Genomic DNA, 14,125 nt, shown 5'->3' on the forward strand with positions numbered 1-14,125 from the left:
CTGGCCGTGGCCGGGCGCAGGCAAGAAATGCGCAATCCTGGACAAGTCCGCGCCGGCCCCGTGCGCCATAGTTGGGGCATCGACTCGAGGTCCTTTCCCGTAATGAATCTCTTACTCTACATGCTCACCGTCCTGATCTGGGGCACCACCTGGATCGCTATCAAGTGGCAGCTTGGCGTCGTGCCCGCGCCCGTTTCGATCGCCTGGCGTTTCGGGCTCGCGGCACTTCTGGTGTTTGCGCTGCTGGGCGTGATGCGCCGCCCCATCTGGCCGCCGCGCGCGGCGTGGCGCTATCTCGTCGCCCAGGGGCTGGCGCTGTTCTGCCTCAATTTCCTGTGCTTTTACTATGCCGAGAACATCGTGCCGAGCGGGCTCGTGGCCGTGGTGTTTTCGACCGCGCCGCTCTTGAATTCGATCAACGGACGCATTTTCATGGGGCGGCCGCTGCAACCCTCCGCCGTGGGCGGCGCCGTACTGGGCCTGATCGGGATCGTTTGTCTTTTCCTGCAGCAGATGGCCGGCCATATCGGCGATCAGACCGCGTGGCTCGGCCTCGCCGTGGCCTTCCTCGGCACGCTGTGCTTTTCCACGGGCAATCTGCTATCCAGCCGCATGCAGTCGATGGGGCTCAATCCGCTCGTCACGAACGGCTGGGCCATGCTGATCGGCACCGCTGTGCTCGTGGCCGGCAGTGCCGCGGCCGGATTGCCGTTCAGGCTCGAAATGGATGCGCGCTATCTCGGCGCGCTGGCCTGGCTCGTCGTAGCAGGGTCAGTGATCGGCTTTACGGCCTATCTGACGCTCGTTGGCCGGATCGGGCCCGAGCGCGCGGCGTATTGCACGGTCTTGTTCCCGATCGTCGCGCTGGCGGTTTCGACGGTCTACGAGGGCTACCGGTGGTCCTTGCTTGCGGTTATCGGTCTTTTGCTGGTCGTCTCGGGCAACCTCGTAGCGTTCGATCTGACGCGGCGCCTGTTCGCGCGGCGCGCGCCGGCAGCGTGAGCGGGCTTCAGCGCGCCAGGCTCGCCTTCAGGGTGTTGGCATAGCGTTGTGATTTGCGGTCGTCTGGAAGCGTCAGTCCGGAGTTTATGTGTTTTGCATCATGTGTCGGCGGCCCGGCCGCCGCGTCGATTGTGACGGGATATGGGGTGCGAGTGAGCGGGATGGCGCACTGAGGTTCTCGGTGGCTGATTCAATTGAATTTCGAATGCCTTCATTTTTATTACAAAACGAGCTGACCGCCATAAGTTGATCGTGTGCGCTAAAGATTCGTCTGACGGTTGCCGATACCCTCTGATGTGCAGATAAAGATGAGTGCAAACACGGGGATTGACGGCCGCTCCGGGGTTACTGCGTAAGCCCGCGCCTGGCGAGCTATTCACCCCCTCCTGGCGAGCGCCGTCCTTACGCCGCGAGCGTGATCTGCGCCGGGGACAGGCACACGACAAAGACGGGAGAGGGCAGTAATGAAGGTTCACGCTAGTGCGCTCACGCTGCTGCACTGGTTGGCGCAACGTGAAAGCGCCTCAGTCAGCGAAATTACTGCGTCGGGATTGATGAGTTCGCGCGAAGCCTCGGATGTCGTTCGCTACGCCATGCGCAACGGCGCCGCCGAACGCGTCAATAAGGGCGCGAGTGCGCGAGGATCCGCGCGTTACCGCTCGACTGGCGTACCTCTGCCCGAGCCACGGACATCGCCGGCCGGCGCATCGTTTGACGGCTTGTTGAGCGCATGGGGAATCGCACAGGAACCGCCCGAGCTTCCCGTGGTGCGAACGCGCGTATACCAGATCGAAGATAGCGCCCAGGATAGCCGAGGGGATGCGCGCCTCAGCAAACAAAAGCTCAATGACTGAAATTAACTGAGGGCGACTGAGATAATCACCGAATAAATGCTGTGCCAACATGAGGCTATATCCACTTCCTGTGCGGGTGGCCTCGATTAAAAAGAGAGTAAAGACGAGAAAAACATGAGAGTACGTCCTTATCAATTCCGGGGAAAACGCGCTTTGCTAATTGCTGCACTGGCAGGCGTCGCTTCATTTGCAATTTGCCAGTCTTCTGCACAGGCCGCCTTGGGCGGGAAGATCGACTCACTTCAGATCGAAGCGTCCGCGCTCAGGGGGCAGTTGTCCTCGACGGCATCTACCTCGACCTCGACCTACACCACCCAGGTCATCACGCTGCCCACGGGCACGACGGTACGCGAATACGCAAATGCGGCAGGGCAAGTTTTCGCCGTGTCCTGGAGCGGGCCGCGCCCGCCGGATCTTTCGCAATTGTTCGGGACTTACTTCTCCGAATACAAGGCCGCGCTGCAGACGCCGACCCACGCTGACCTGCATCGACACGTAGCGGTCGAGTCGGCGCAGATGCGCTATGTGGGAGGCGGACGGATGAACAACATGCGAGGCACGGCCTGGTTGCCGGCTGCGGTTCCTGCGGGTGTCACGCCGGAGGACCTGAAATGAACTCGACTCGCAACGCGTTTTGGGCAATGGGGCTCTGTGCCGTACTGGCCGCTTGCGGCGGCGGTGGTGGCAGCAGCGGTAACGGCGGCCAGACCGCGCAATCGAGCACACCGGGTTCGGGCACGAGCAACGGTGGGAACTCGATCGACCCTACTCTGGGCACCGGTAACGTCCTGCCGATTAGGGTGGACAACTCATTGGCGCCTTCAGGTAGCGGCTATTCGCCCAATCTCCCGGTAGCCACGGTGACGGTGTGCCTCCATGGCACCACGCAATGTACGATCGTGAGTGACGTTATCGTGGACACCGGTTCGGTCGGGCTGCGTCTCACGTCCTCGGCGCTCGGTGCCCTGGCGAGTGCGCTGCCCCAGCAAAAGGACAGCAGCGGCAATGTGCTTGGCGAGTGCTACCCGTTCGCGGACGGCCGGTATTTCTGGGGGCCGGTGGCTACCGCCGATATCAAGCTGGCTGGCGAAGTTGCCAGCAACGTGCCGATGATGATCGACGGCACGCCCGGCGGATTTCCTGCCGCACCCAGTGCCTGTGGCGTCACCCTCGCGGATACGCCGTCAGTCATTGGCGCCAACGGGATTCTGGGCGTAGCGAATCTCGTGGAGGATTGCCCGAGCTGCACGAGCAATGCGTCGAAGGACATTTACTATTCCTGTAACACGACGACTGGAACTTGCACGTCGACGGCAGTGGCCGCCTCGGCCCAGATTCAGAACCCGGTGGCAGTTCTCCCGCAGGACAACAACGGCGTCATCGTCGAGTTGCCCGCCATTTCGGCTGCGGGACAGGCGTCCGTCGATGGTTCGCTCGTGTTCGGGATAGGAACGCAATCGAACAACACGTTCGGTGCGACTTCGGTGCTGGGCTATGACGCGAGCCTGTTCATCTCAACCCAGTACAACGGGCAGGTGCTGGCCGAGTCATACGTCGACAGCGGATCCAATGGCCTGTTTTTCGCCGACAGTTCGATAACCCAGTGCGCCGGCGGGACCGGGTGGTACTGCCCGACGGCCACCCAGGCGTTGACGGCGACAGCCTTTGGCAACGCGGGAGCCACGACGCCTGTGAGCATGTCCTTCATGGTCGCCAACGCAAACATACTTGCGAGTACGCGCGCCTCGGCTTTCAACAATCTCGCGGGGACCGCAACCAGCGCGACGTTCGACTGGGGATTGCCATTCTTCTTCGGGCGCAATGTCTACTTCGCGATTGCGGGCAGGACGGCACCCGGCGGGACCGCGCCTTACGTCGCGTTCTAATGGCTGATTGACCGCGTGCAGGCCCGACGCGGCAAAAGGGCGATCACTCTGCTGATGCGTGATCGCCCTTTTTTTGGGTGCGCTACCGCGCCAGCCGCGCCCGCAAAAACTCAATAAAGCGCTGCGTCTTCGCCGGCAGCAGACGCGTTTCCGTAATCGCGTAGACCGGCGTGGGCGTGCCATGCCATTGCGGCAAAATCCGCCGCAACGCGCCGCTGGCCACCTCGTCGGCCACGATTTCCTCCGGCAGCAGCACGATGCCCATGTCGAGCGTAGCGAGGCGGCGGATCATGCCGACGCTGTTGAGCGTAAAGCGTCCGCCCACCTTCACCATGCTCGTGCGCTTTGCGTCGTGCAAGGTCCACGTGTCAGCCCTCAGGATAACCAGGCATTCGTGCCGTTCCAGGTCGGCCGGCTTGCCTGGCTCGCCCGCGCGCCGGAGATAGCCCGGCGACGCATAGAGATATGGTGTGAGCGACGCCAGCGGACGCGCAATGAGTTGCGAGCTCTCGGACTCGCCCATGCGGATCGCCACGTCGAACGGATCGCTCACCAGATCGACACGCCGCGGATTCAGTTCGAAATCGAAAGAGATGGCTGGGTAGAGACTGGCGAATTCGGCGATCAGGGGCGCGAGGTAGGTGACGGCGAAATCGACCGGAAACGAGGCCCGCAGCACGCCGCTGGGCTGCGCGACCATGTCGCCTAGCTGCTCGTGCGCGAGGCGGGCTTCATCGACGATGCGCTTGCAGCGCTCGAAGTAGACCTGACCCGCTTCGGTCAACTCGATCTTGCGCGTCGTGCGATGGAGCAGGCGCAGTCCGATCGCCTTTTCCAGGCCGCTGATGCGGCGTGAAAGGGTGGAATTCGGCATGCCTGTCGCGTCGGCGGCACTGCGAAACCCCTTGGCTTTGACGACTTCCACGAACAAGGCCATGTCGTTCAGTAGTTCCACCTTGACTGCTCCATCAATGGATCAATGATATCCAAACTACCATATTTATCCCAATCGTGAAGCAGGCGATGATGCACCATCCAAACCAGTCGAGGTGATCATCATGAGCAAGCTTTTCGAATCCGTACGCGTCGGACGTTACACGCTGCCAAACCGTCTGGTCATGGCGCCCATGACGCGTTCGCGCGCGCTGGCCGACGGCACGCCCGGCGAACTGGCCGCCGAGTATTACGCCCAGCGTGCGAGCGTTGGCTTGATCGTCACCGAAGGCACGCAGCCTTCGGATGAGGGCCAGGGCTACATGACGACCCCGGGCATTTATAGCGACGCGCATGTCGCCGGATGGAAAAAAGTCACCTCGGCCGTGCATGCGAGAGGCGGCCATCTCTTCATCCAGCTCATGCATGCCGGCCGCATGTCGCATCCCGACAATACGCGGCACCACCGCGTGGGCGTTGCGCCTTCCGCGATTGCGCCGGGTACGGCCATGTTCACGGCCAGCGGCATGCAGGACATTCCCGTGCCGCGTGCCTTGACCATCGAAGAAATCCGCCGCACCGTCGACGATTTCCGTACCGCCGCCCGCCACGCCGTTGATGCCGGCGCGCACGGTGTCGAAATCCACGGCGCGAATGCCTATCTGGTTCAGCAGTTCTTCGCGCCGAGCGCCAATACGCGCACGGACGAATACGGTGGCCCGATCGAAAACCGCGCACGCTTTGCGCTCGAAGTCGCGGGCGCCATTGCCGGCGAAATCGGCGCGGACCGCACGGCTATCCGCCTTTCACCGGGCACGACGCTGTGGGGCATCGACGAAGGCGCCCAAGGCCCCGATCTTTATCACTATCTGGTGGCCGAACTCGACAAACTGGGGCTCGCCTATCTGCACATCGCGCATCAGGGCGACGAGGCGCTGCTGGGTGACATTCGCAAGCTTTGGAAGGGCGCGTTGATCGTGAACCGGGCTGGCCGCCCGCGCGAACAGATTGGCGCAGATGTGGCCACGGGGCTGGCGGACCTGGAATCCTACGGTCAGATGGTGCTGGCGAATCCCGATTTCGTCACCCGCCTGCAGCGCAATGCGGCGATGAACGCGGCGGATCGCAACGGCTTCTTTGGGGGCGCCGCGCAAGGCTATACGGACTACCCGAGCTTGAGCGAAGTGGCTAACGCCTGACGTAACAAGAAGGCGCGGGGCGTGCGTTCCATTCGCTGCGCCAATGCGAAACCGCCTGCCTTGTGCGGTTACGCAATGGCTCTTTCGAGCGGTCCCGCGAGGGCGCGCCGATACCACGCATGGAAATGGCGCATGCCGTCTTCGAGCGGCGACTGATACGGCCCGGCGTCGCTGATGCCGCGCCGGTGGAGCCGCAGTCGTCCCGCATCCATACGCTCGGCGATCTCGTCGTCCTCGATCATCGTCTCCAGATACGCCGCGCGTTGAGCTTCGATGAATTCGCGTTCGAATGCCGCGATTTCTTCGGGGTAGTAGAACTCCACCACGTTGAGCGTTTCCTGCGGGCTCTTCGGATACAGCGTCGAGACCACGAGCACGTGCGGGTAGAGCTCGATCATCTGCGTGGGGAAATACGCGAGCCAGATGGCGCCGAACTCGGGCGCCTCGCCGCCGCGATAATCGAGCAATCGATCGTGCCACGCGCGATAGATTTCCGAACCCGGCTGCGCAAGCGCGGCGTGCACGCCCACGCGTTGCATGCTGTACGTTTCGGCGAATTCCCAGTCGAGCGTTTCGCAGGTCACGAAACGCCCGAGGCCTGGGTGGAATGGCGCGACGTGATAATCCTCCAGATAAACTTCGATAAAGGTTTTCCAGTTGTACCGGCAGGTATGCGTTTCGACGTGATCGAGCACGTACCCGGAGAAGTCGAACTCGGGGCGCATGAACACGCGCGCCATGTCGCGCGCGGGCTCGCGAGGTCCCTCATAGAGCATCCCATGACAATTTCGCAGTTCGAAACGTTCGAGATTGCGGCACGGCTTGCGCTCGAACTCGGGCGCGCCGATCAACTCGCCGCCAGGCGCGTACGTCCAGCGATGCAAAGGACATACGATGTTGCCGCCGCTCGCGGCGAGATTGCCTTGCGCAGGCGGGCCGCCGCTCTCAGCGACGTTGCCGGCCTTGCCGCCCAGCATGAGCGACTGGCGATGACGGCAGACGTTCGAGAGCAATTGCACGCCGTGTTCGCCGCGCACCAGCACGCGGCCGCCTTCGTCCTGCGGCAGGTGCCGCCAGTCGCCGCGCTCGGGCACCGACTGTTCGTGGCTCACGTATAGCGCCGAGTGCGCGAAGATACGCGCCATCTCGCGCTCGAACAGCGTCTCGTCGAAATAGGCGCTCGCGGGCAATTGCGCATGCACCTCCTCCGTATCGGTCGGCAGCGCGAGATGCGCGAGGTCACTGATATCGTTCATCGGTCGGTTTCATCCTGTTTCGTGTTGCGCGTTCAGGCGCACGATGCGTTCATGCTTTGCGAGCCGCGGGCAGGTGCTGCAGAGTTCGCCGTCGCGGCGGCGATAGTGATAACAGCAGGTGCGCCGCTCCAGCGCGAGTGCGTTTGCGCCGTCCGTGCGCGAAAACGGGAAATAGCCTGAGCAGCCTTGCAGGCCGAGCGCTGCGAGCCACTGCCGGCCATGCGCCTCGACCTGTGCGTCGCTCCATTCGGGACGCGCCTTGCGTGCCGCAAGTAGTGCGGCGAGCACTACGTCGGCTTGCGTGCCGCGCGCTGCTGCCGCATTCAGGCGAATCACCGGCATCAACTCGTCGTGCATCTGCTCGCAGCACGAGACGATTTCGCGTGCGGCGTGCGCGATCAATGCGTGCGTGTCGCCCTGCTCCGGTTCGTGATCGCGTATGCGGACCTCGTGAGTCCAGCCCTCGGCAATGGGTTGCGCGATGTCCGCAAGCGAGAGCGACACGCCTGCCGCATGCACTCCGATTACGCTCAAGTAGAGCGGTTGCCAGATCAGGATGCCCCAGCAGCGCGACGACCAGTACGGGCGGCCCGCTTCAGGGTAGGTGCGCGACCAGAAGGCAAGGAGCGAATCGAGCGCAGCGCGATTGGCGTCCCCGCCAGGCGGCGCCGGGCGCGTATGCACGATGCCTTGCGCGGGGCGCGCGGCTATCACGCCCCGCAACCCCGGTACGAGCCGCGCGGCGAGTTGCAGCATGTCGTCGAGCGCGCGGTTTGCCGCCATGCTTATGCCGCGACCGCTTCGGCGTTCATGCCATTCGCTTGCGCGGCGTCTCGCGGCGCACCGCGCCTGCCCGCCAGCGGGTTCTGCAGATTGCCCGCCATCTTCAGATTGCCCGCGGGATCGGCGAGATTGACCATCTGCAGGTTGTTGCCGAGTTGCAGACGGTTCAGGCACGAGTGCAGGAACTCGGGTGCGAAGAGGTCGTATTCGGCGTATTTGCGCGCGAGTTGCGGGTGCTCGTCCTGATAGCGTGCAACGCAGCGCGCCACCGTGTCCCAGAAGACGTCTTCCGTGCAGCAGCCGTGCTCGACGAGTACCTGATTCATGTAGCGGAAGAAGCCATCGAACACGTCGATGAAGATCGCGAGCAGCTTGACGCGCTCGGGCACGTCCACGGCGAGGCGCTTGACGTTTTCCGGAAGCTGCGCATCCTTGTTGAGGATGGCGGATTCTTCCGCAATGTCCTTCATGATCGCGCGCACGGGCACATGGTTTTCAAGCACGAGGATGAGATTTTCGCCGTGCGGCATGAACACGAGATCGTGTGCGTAGAAGCAATGGACGAGGGGCGCGAGATATGCCTCCATGTAGCGCTCGAGCCAGGCTTGCGCCGTGAGCCCCGAAGCCTCGATCAGCGCCGGCAGCAGCGCTGCGCCATGGCGGTCCGTATGCAGCAGCGCGGCCATGGTCATGGGCCGCTGGCCGTCTCCCGCGAGACTGAGCGGATTCTCGCGCCAGAGCGCCGAAAACATCTTCTTGTAGGGGCTGTCCACCTGGACGGCCGCTTCGTAATAGCGATTGCGAAAGCCGATGGACGCGACTTCGCGCAGGATGGTGAACCCTTTGCCTTGCAGATACGGGTCGCTCGCCACGAGGCCTTTGATGAAGTCGTTGATGGCGGGCGTGCCCGACATGTAGTACGGCGAGAGTCCGCGCATGAAGCCCATGTTGAGAATCGAGAGCGACGCCTTCACATAGCGTTTCGAACGGTCCGAGAGATTGAAGAACGTGCGGATCGATTGCTGGGCCTGATAACGGTCCGCGCCGAAGCCAAGGCAAACGATGCGGTTGGTCGCGACATAACTCGCAAACGCGATCGAGAGTTTGTTGAACCACTGCCACGGGTGCGCCGGCATCAACCGATAGTCGGCGAAGTCCACGCCGCGCGCTTCGACGATCGAGCGAAAGCGCGCGATGGTCTCCACGCCCAGTTCTTCTGCCATGAGCTGTTCGTAGTCGAGGTCGGCTGAGCTGTGGAACGCGGCGTTCTCCTTGTGCACGGCGAGCCAGACGATTTGAATCGGCGAGCCTGCCTCGGGCGCGAACGCGCGATAGTCGCCCGCGTCGAAGCCGAGCCTGCCGTTGTTGGCGACGAAGCCTGGATGGCCCTCGCTCATTGCGGTTTCGATCGACTGGAAATCGGCATCGAGGAGTTCGGCTGTGTCCGGGCCATCTTTCACCGCTTTGTAGGCTGCGCCATACAGCGTGCTGCTGATTTCATCGAGGTAGATGGGCAGCATCTCCTCCTTGATGCCAAGCCGCGCTTTCACGTCGAGGATGAAGGCGAGGGCGTCGAGCGGTTGCGGCGCGCCGTCCTGCGAGCACACGATGGTCTCGGGGCGAATGCTCCAGTGGCGCAGTGCGAGCAGGCGCGCGTCGAAGGTGTAGACGCGGGTACCGTCGTCGGATTCGAGCGCATAGCGCGCGTAGTGCTCGCCGGGCGCATCGCCCACACGCTGTGGCTCGACGATCAGCTCGTGCGCATACTCGGCAATGGCCTTGCGCACCAACATGCGGTTCGCGTGCTGCCACACCTCGGGTATGAGGTGGGCGGTAGCCTCATGGGGCGTGAGGAGCACATGTTGCATGGAAGCCTGGGTTGCGACGTGATTCATGTTGCGATGTCCATATGGAATTTAGTGATCCTGCGTAATGGCGGCGTAAAAAGCGGATCGCGTGCAGAAAGCGAGCGAGGCGGTCTTCTCGCGAAACGCGACGTCCTTCGTATACACGAAGCCCATCGCGCGATTCAGGGCGTGGATGCGTGCGTTGCGCGCATCCGGCTCGACGACGATGCGCTGCGCGCCAAGGCGCTCGAACAGGAACGCCATGAGCGTTTCGAATACGTGGCGCGTGTAGCCCGATATGCGCCGGGCCGCGGGGCCGACGAACAGATGCATGCCGAGGTCGCCCTCGCACACGTCGTAGTGCTCGCCGATCTCTTCGTGAGCCGGGTCGTAGCTTTCGAACAGGAAGGCGGGTACGCCATCCTGCGAACCGAGCCAGGCGCGCGCGTGCCCCGAGTCCTCGATAGCCTGATAGAACGCGGCCACCTCCGTCACGCTCTTGTCGCGCATGTTCCAGAACGCGGCGCGTTCTTCGATGAACCAGCGGTGCAGCGTGGGCGCGTCGCGTTGCGCGTCGAGCGGGCGGATGTGAAAGGCCTCGGGCATGGCCATGCGTGCAGCCGGGACATGACACAGCGCGATTTCCTCGGCATCGATTTCAGTTCGCACGGGCGGTGACTCCTGTTTCGGCAATCGGGTTGGAAAGGGCCGAGTCCTGGGCGCGCGGCCGGGCGAGCAGCCAGACGCTCGCGAGCGCCGTGAAAACGAGGCCCACGGACGCCACGAAGAACGGCGCACGCAAGCCGGCTTCGTCGACGATCGCGCCGGCCGCGAACGAAGCCAGCAGCACGCCGAGGTTCTGGAAGAAGTTGATGACGCTGTAGTCGGCGGCATACGAGGCGGGCGTGCTCAGTGCGAACATCGTCACGTCGAGCTTCACGACGATCTGGAACAGCGCCCAGCCGAACATCACGCGGCCCACGACGATCCACAGCGGCGCCTCCACGCCTTGCAGCAGCATGCCGGCGGTGCACAGCAGCAGGTTCGCGAGCATGTGGTCGGGCACGCGCTTGCCCTGGGTGGCGAGGCGCTTGTTCAGGCGCAGCGCGACGAGCGCGACCATGCCGGGAATGGCGAACACGAGCCCCGGAACCAGTTCGCCGGGCGCATGAGTGACGGCTTGCCAGTACGACGCCATGAACGGGCGGATGAGATACACGCAGAAGTCGAACGCGAGCATGAGCAGTGCGAGACGCAGGATCGGCATGCGCGCACGCAGACCCGGCTTGACCGGTGCTTCGTCGGCAGAGTCCGCAAACCGGCAGCGCCGCGCAATGCGGTGCGTGCGGATCAGGGCAAGGCAGATCGCCATCTGCACGAAGTCGCCGGCGGCCATCGCGAAGATGCAGTGATGCGCGTCCCAGACCTGCATGACGAAGCCGCCCGCCACCGCGCCCGCAATCGCGCCGAAGTGCACCACCACCGAAAGCACGCCGATGGTATGCGGATGCGATTCTTTCGCTTCGAGGCGCATCATGTACGGGTACATCAGCAGATAGCTGCTTTTGCACATGAACATCGCGAGCGAGAGTACCCAGAAGAGCGGCACCGTCGCCGCGAAATAGCTCGCGACCGAAAGCACGCCCGCGGCGCACTGCGTATAAACGAGCAGATGCATGGCGTCGAGGCGCTTCGCAATGCGCGCCCAGAGCGGCAGCGTGAGCATCACAACAATGGAGATGAACGCCACGTAAGCGCCCGCATGCACGGGGCTCGTCACGCCATAGCGCGCGGCGAAGAACTGCGGGTAGAAGGGAATCAGGATCGCATCGCTGATGACGGCGAAGGTCGTCATCAGGATGATCGTGCTGCGCAGCTTCATTGCGCCTCCAGCGGCATCTTCACGAACGCTTCCGTGTCCGGCACCGAGAAGTCCTGCAGCGCGATGCGCCGCTCGATCTTGTAGTGCTCCACACCGGTCAGCTCGCGCAAAATGCAGGAGTTGCGATAGCAGCTCATGCCGAGGTCGGGGTTGGTCAGGCCGTGGCTGTAGAGCCCTGCGTTCTGCACGAAGATCTCGCGCCCGCTTACGTCGATTGCATAGTTGCGCGAGAGCCTGTAGCGCCCCTTGTCGTCCCAGCGGATGCGTGCGCGAATGCCCTCGATGAAGCCGGGCACGTTCTGCCCATAGCCGGTCGCGAAGATCGCGCCGTCCGTCACGTGGGTGTATTGCACGCCCTCGTCGCGTTGCACGAAGCGCAGGTGAAAGCGGTCTTCGATACGGTCGTGACGACAGGCGCTCAACTCGGAATTGGTGATGAGGCGCGCGCTGTTGCAGCCGCGGCTGCGGCGGTCGTCGAGCAGGTCATAAATCTGGTTGATGAGCGAGGCGTTCACGCCTTTGTAGAGACTGTCCTGCTTGGCAATGATGTTTTCGCGCACGCCGTCCGGCAGGTTGTAGTAGTAGTCGATATAGTCGGGCGAGATCATTTCCAGCGTGAGCTTCGTATTTTCCATCTGGAAGAAACGCGGCGAACGCGTGATCCACGTGAGCGTGTAGTCGTGCTCGTCGCTTTCCTTGAGCAGGTCGTAGAAAATCTCGGCTGCACTCTGGCCGCTGCCGATCACGGCAATCGAGCGCTTTTGCTGCAGCTCGGCTTTGCACGCCACGTAATGCGCGCTATGGATGCAGCGCTCGCGCAGCTCGGCGCAGCACGGCGGCAATTGCGGCACGGAACCCACGCCGATCACGAGGCGCGCGGCGCGATGCATGAACGGCTGGCCGGTGCGCACGTGCCGCCCGCGCACCAGGTAATGGCCTTGCTGCGCGTCGTATTCAACGTGCTCCACGCTCGAGCCGAATGCGATGCTCGACAGTTGGCTGATAGCCCATTTGCAGTAGCGGTTATATTCGGCGCGGCTTAGATAAAAGCGCTCGCGAATGTAATACGCATAGAGCTTGCCTTCCTGCTTGCAGTAGTTGAGGAAGCTGAACTTGCTTTTGGGATCCGCGAGGCTGACGAGATCGGCGAGAAATGGGTTTTGCAGCGTCGTGTCGTCGATCAGCATGCCCGGGTGCCAGTCGAAGTCCTCGTTGCGTTCGAGGAAGAGGCCGCGCAGATCGCGGATCGGATCGGCGAGGCAGGCGAGACTCAGATTGAACGGCCCGAGGCCGATCGCCACGAAGTCGAGCACGGGCGAGGTTGGACCTGGTTTGACATTAGTTGTACTCATGATTGAACTTTCACCTGGAGCGGAAAGGACCATGTCGGGTTACCTCATCGAAGGACCAAGACGGCGAGAAGGCTAACGATGCGCAACGCGCAACCGTTTGCGCGGCGCGTGGCGTTTCGATGCGAATGAGAGTGATTCGCGTTTGATGATCATAGGAAAGACGCCGCCCAATGGCAAGAGCGAAACGCACAGCGTTGAGGATGACGAACTATCGTGTCTGCCCAATACGCATCGAGCCTGGCAGGGGCGATCCGCGGCAAAGTCCGGCTAGGCTGGGGCGGGCGGGGGATCGGCTTGTTTCGGGAGGCAGCGGGGTTCGCGGTCGCGCCGCCTCATTTTTGGCGTCAAATCACCTGACAAAAACCCTGCGCTTTGCAGGGGTTAGCGGCGCGCAGGAAATATTTCGGCTCTAATCGCGCGCGATTCGCGTGTGCGGGACCACGACGATCCCAAACGTCTCGCGCCTTCTGCGCTCACTCAGTCTTGCGCGGCGGCGGGCTATGCCGCGCGAGAAATCGATCGAGCTGGCCGGCGAACGCCTTGCTGTCACGCGCGCTGAACGGCGCCGGACCGCCCGTTTCGATGCCTGCATTGCGCAGTTGATCCATCACGTCGCGCATCGTCAGCCGTTCCTGAATGTTTTCGCGCGTAAACCAGTTGCCGCGCGGATCGAGCGCTTGCGCGTTCTTTTCGAGCACCGCTGCGGCAAGCGGTATGTCGGCGGTAATCACGAGGTCGCCCGCCTCGACCAGTTCGACGATACGGGCGTCAGCCGCGTCGAAACCCGCCGGCACCTGAATCGACTTGATAAAGGGCGACGGCGGTGTGCGCAGATATTGGTTTGCCACCAGCGTCACCAGGACTTCGGCACGCCGCGCGGCCCGAAACAACATGTCCTTGATGACGGCGGGGCAGGCGTCAGCGTCGACCAGCACTTGCATGTAGGGAATCCCGGCACAGTAAAGCGCGATCATATCGCAATGCCGGCGATGCGCCGTGCATTGCCCGACGTTTCCTGTCGTTTCCTGTCGCATTCCGAATGCACCGCGTTTTCCTTGCATTTGCCTGCATACCTGCCAACATTGATTTCGCAATGGAGCCGGATACGCCGACCTGACACTGCGAAGACGG

The 14,125-nt window shown here is 62.8% G+C and carries 12 protein-coding genes; 4 read left to right on the plus strand and 8 right to left on the minus strand.

Annotated features, from left to right (window positions below):
- Window positions 1–102: 102 nt before the first annotated feature.
- From AB3X98_RS19700 to AB3X98_RS19710, 3 genes are all read left to right on the plus strand, one after another.
- Window positions 103–1,002 carry a DMT family transporter gene (locus AB3X98_RS19700; RefSeq protein WP_368605252.1) on the plus strand — a complete coding sequence of 300 codons (900 nt, stop codon included), beginning with the start codon at window positions 103–105 and terminating at the stop codon, window positions 1,000–1,002.
- 968 nt (window positions 1,003–1,970) lie between these two features.
- Window positions 1,971–2,471, plus strand: coding sequence for a DUF2844 domain-containing protein (locus tag AB3X98_RS19705; protein ID WP_368605253.1), 501 nt, complete (start codon window positions 1,971–1,973; stop codon window positions 2,469–2,471).
- On the plus strand, window positions 2,468–3,742 hold the full coding sequence (locus AB3X98_RS19710; protein WP_368605254.1) for a DUF3443 family protein: 1,275 nt from the start codon (window positions 2,468–2,470) through the stop codon (window positions 3,740–3,742). Before AB3X98_RS19705 ends, AB3X98_RS19710 begins: the two co-directional genes overlap by 4 nt.
- Window positions 3,743–3,824: 82 nt before the next feature.
- Here the strand turns inward: AB3X98_RS19710 and AB3X98_RS19715 are convergent, their stop codons facing one another.
- A complete protein-coding gene (locus AB3X98_RS19715; protein WP_368605255.1) occupies window positions 3,825–4,697 on the minus strand; it encodes a LysR family transcriptional regulator in 873 nt (290 codons plus the stop codon).
- A 103-nt stretch (window positions 4,698–4,800) separates the two neighbouring features.
- On the opposite strand from AB3X98_RS19715, the gene AB3X98_RS19720 reads away from it, so the two are divergent.
- Window positions 4,801–5,874, plus strand: a complete 1,074-nt coding sequence (locus AB3X98_RS19720) for an alkene reductase (protein WP_368605256.1) — start codon at window positions 4,801–4,803, stop codon at window positions 5,872–5,874.
- A 68-nt stretch (window positions 5,875–5,942) separates the two neighbouring features.
- Here AB3X98_RS19720 and AB3X98_RS19725 read toward each other — a convergent pair whose 3' ends face one another.
- The 7 genes from AB3X98_RS19725 to AB3X98_RS19755 all read right to left on the minus strand — a co-directional run bounded on the left by AB3X98_RS19725 (window position 5,943) and on the right by AB3X98_RS19755 (window position 13,935).
- Window positions 5,943–7,130, minus strand: coding sequence for an aromatic ring-hydroxylating dioxygenase subunit alpha (locus AB3X98_RS19725; protein ID WP_368605257.1), 1,188 nt, complete (start codon window positions 7,128–7,130; stop codon window positions 5,943–5,945).
- 9 nt (window positions 7,131–7,139) lie between these two features.
- Window positions 7,140–7,913 carry a siderophore ferric iron reductase gene (locus tag AB3X98_RS19730; protein ID WP_368605258.1) on the minus strand — a complete coding sequence of 258 codons (774 nt, stop codon included), beginning with the start codon at window positions 7,911–7,913 and terminating at the stop codon, window positions 7,140–7,142.
- Window positions 7,914–7,915: 2 nt separating this feature from the next.
- Window positions 7,916–9,781 (minus strand): IucA/IucC family siderophore biosynthesis protein, encoded by a 1,866-nt coding sequence (locus AB3X98_RS19735; RefSeq protein WP_368605293.1) that lies wholly within the window; start codon window positions 9,779–9,781, stop codon window positions 7,916–7,918.
- A 48-nt stretch (window positions 9,782–9,829) separates the two neighbouring features.
- On the minus strand, window positions 9,830–10,429 hold the full coding sequence (locus AB3X98_RS19740) for a GNAT family N-acetyltransferase (protein ID WP_368605259.1): 600 nt from the start codon (window positions 10,427–10,429) through the stop codon (window positions 9,830–9,832).
- A complete protein-coding gene (locus AB3X98_RS19745) occupies window positions 10,419–11,642 on the minus strand; it encodes an MFS transporter (RefSeq protein ID WP_368605260.1) in 1,224 nt (407 codons plus the stop codon). Before AB3X98_RS19745 ends, AB3X98_RS19740 begins: the two co-directional genes overlap by 11 nt.
- Window positions 11,639–12,994 (minus strand): lysine N(6)-hydroxylase/L-ornithine N(5)-oxygenase family protein, encoded by a 1,356-nt coding sequence (locus tag AB3X98_RS19750; RefSeq protein ID WP_368605261.1) that lies wholly within the window; start codon window positions 12,992–12,994, stop codon window positions 11,639–11,641. The genes AB3X98_RS19745 and AB3X98_RS19750 overlap by 4 nt, the downstream gene beginning before the upstream one ends.
- A 473-nt stretch (window positions 12,995–13,467) precedes the next feature.
- The gene (locus AB3X98_RS19755; RefSeq protein WP_069264168.1) at window positions 13,468–13,935 is read right to left on the minus strand and encodes a YaiI/YqxD family protein; all 468 of its coding nucleotides are present in this window, start codon (window positions 13,933–13,935) and stop codon (window positions 13,468–13,470) included.
- Window positions 13,936–14,125: the final 190 nt, after the last annotated feature.

This window comes from Paraburkholderia sp. BR14312 (genome assembly GCF_040948675.1).
GTDB lineage: Bacteria > Pseudomonadota > Gammaproteobacteria > Burkholderiales > Burkholderiaceae > Paraburkholderia > Paraburkholderia nodosa_A.

Excerpts from the sequence above, each read along its gene's own strand:
- AB3X98_RS19725 (WP_368605257.1), bottom strand. The coding sequence starts at position 7,130 with ATGAACGATATCAGTGACCTCGCGCATCTCGCGCTGCCGACCGATACG.
- AB3X98_RS19710 (WP_368605254.1), top strand. The coding sequence starts at position 2,468 with ATGAACTCGACTCGCAACGCGTTTTGGGCAATGGGGCTCTGTGCCGTA.
- AB3X98_RS19755 (WP_069264168.1), bottom strand. The coding sequence starts at position 13,935 with ATGCAAGTGCTGGTCGACGCTGACGCCTGCCCCGCCGTCATCAAGGAC.
- AB3X98_RS19730 (WP_368605258.1), bottom strand. The coding sequence starts at position 7,913 with ATGGCGGCAAACCGCGCGCTCGACGACATGCTGCAACTCGCCGCGCGG.
- AB3X98_RS19750 (WP_368605261.1), bottom strand. The coding sequence starts at position 12,994 with ATGAGTACAACTAATGTCAAACCAGGTCCAACCTCGCCCGTGCTCGAC.
- AB3X98_RS19700 (WP_368605252.1), top strand. The coding sequence starts at position 103 with ATGAATCTCTTACTCTACATGCTCACCGTCCTGATCTGGGGCACCACC.
- AB3X98_RS19745 (WP_368605260.1), bottom strand. The coding sequence starts at position 11,642 with ATGAAGCTGCGCAGCACGATCATCCTGATGACGACCTTCGCCGTCATC.
- AB3X98_RS19720 (WP_368605256.1), top strand. The coding sequence starts at position 4,801 with ATGAGCAAGCTTTTCGAATCCGTACGCGTCGGACGTTACACGCTGCCA.
- AB3X98_RS19735 (WP_368605293.1), bottom strand. The coding sequence starts at position 9,781 with ATGCAACATGTGCTCCTCACGCCCCATGAGGCTACCGCCCACCTCATA.
- AB3X98_RS19705 (WP_368605253.1), top strand. The coding sequence starts at position 1,971 with ATGAGAGTACGTCCTTATCAATTCCGGGGAAAACGCGCTTTGCTAATT.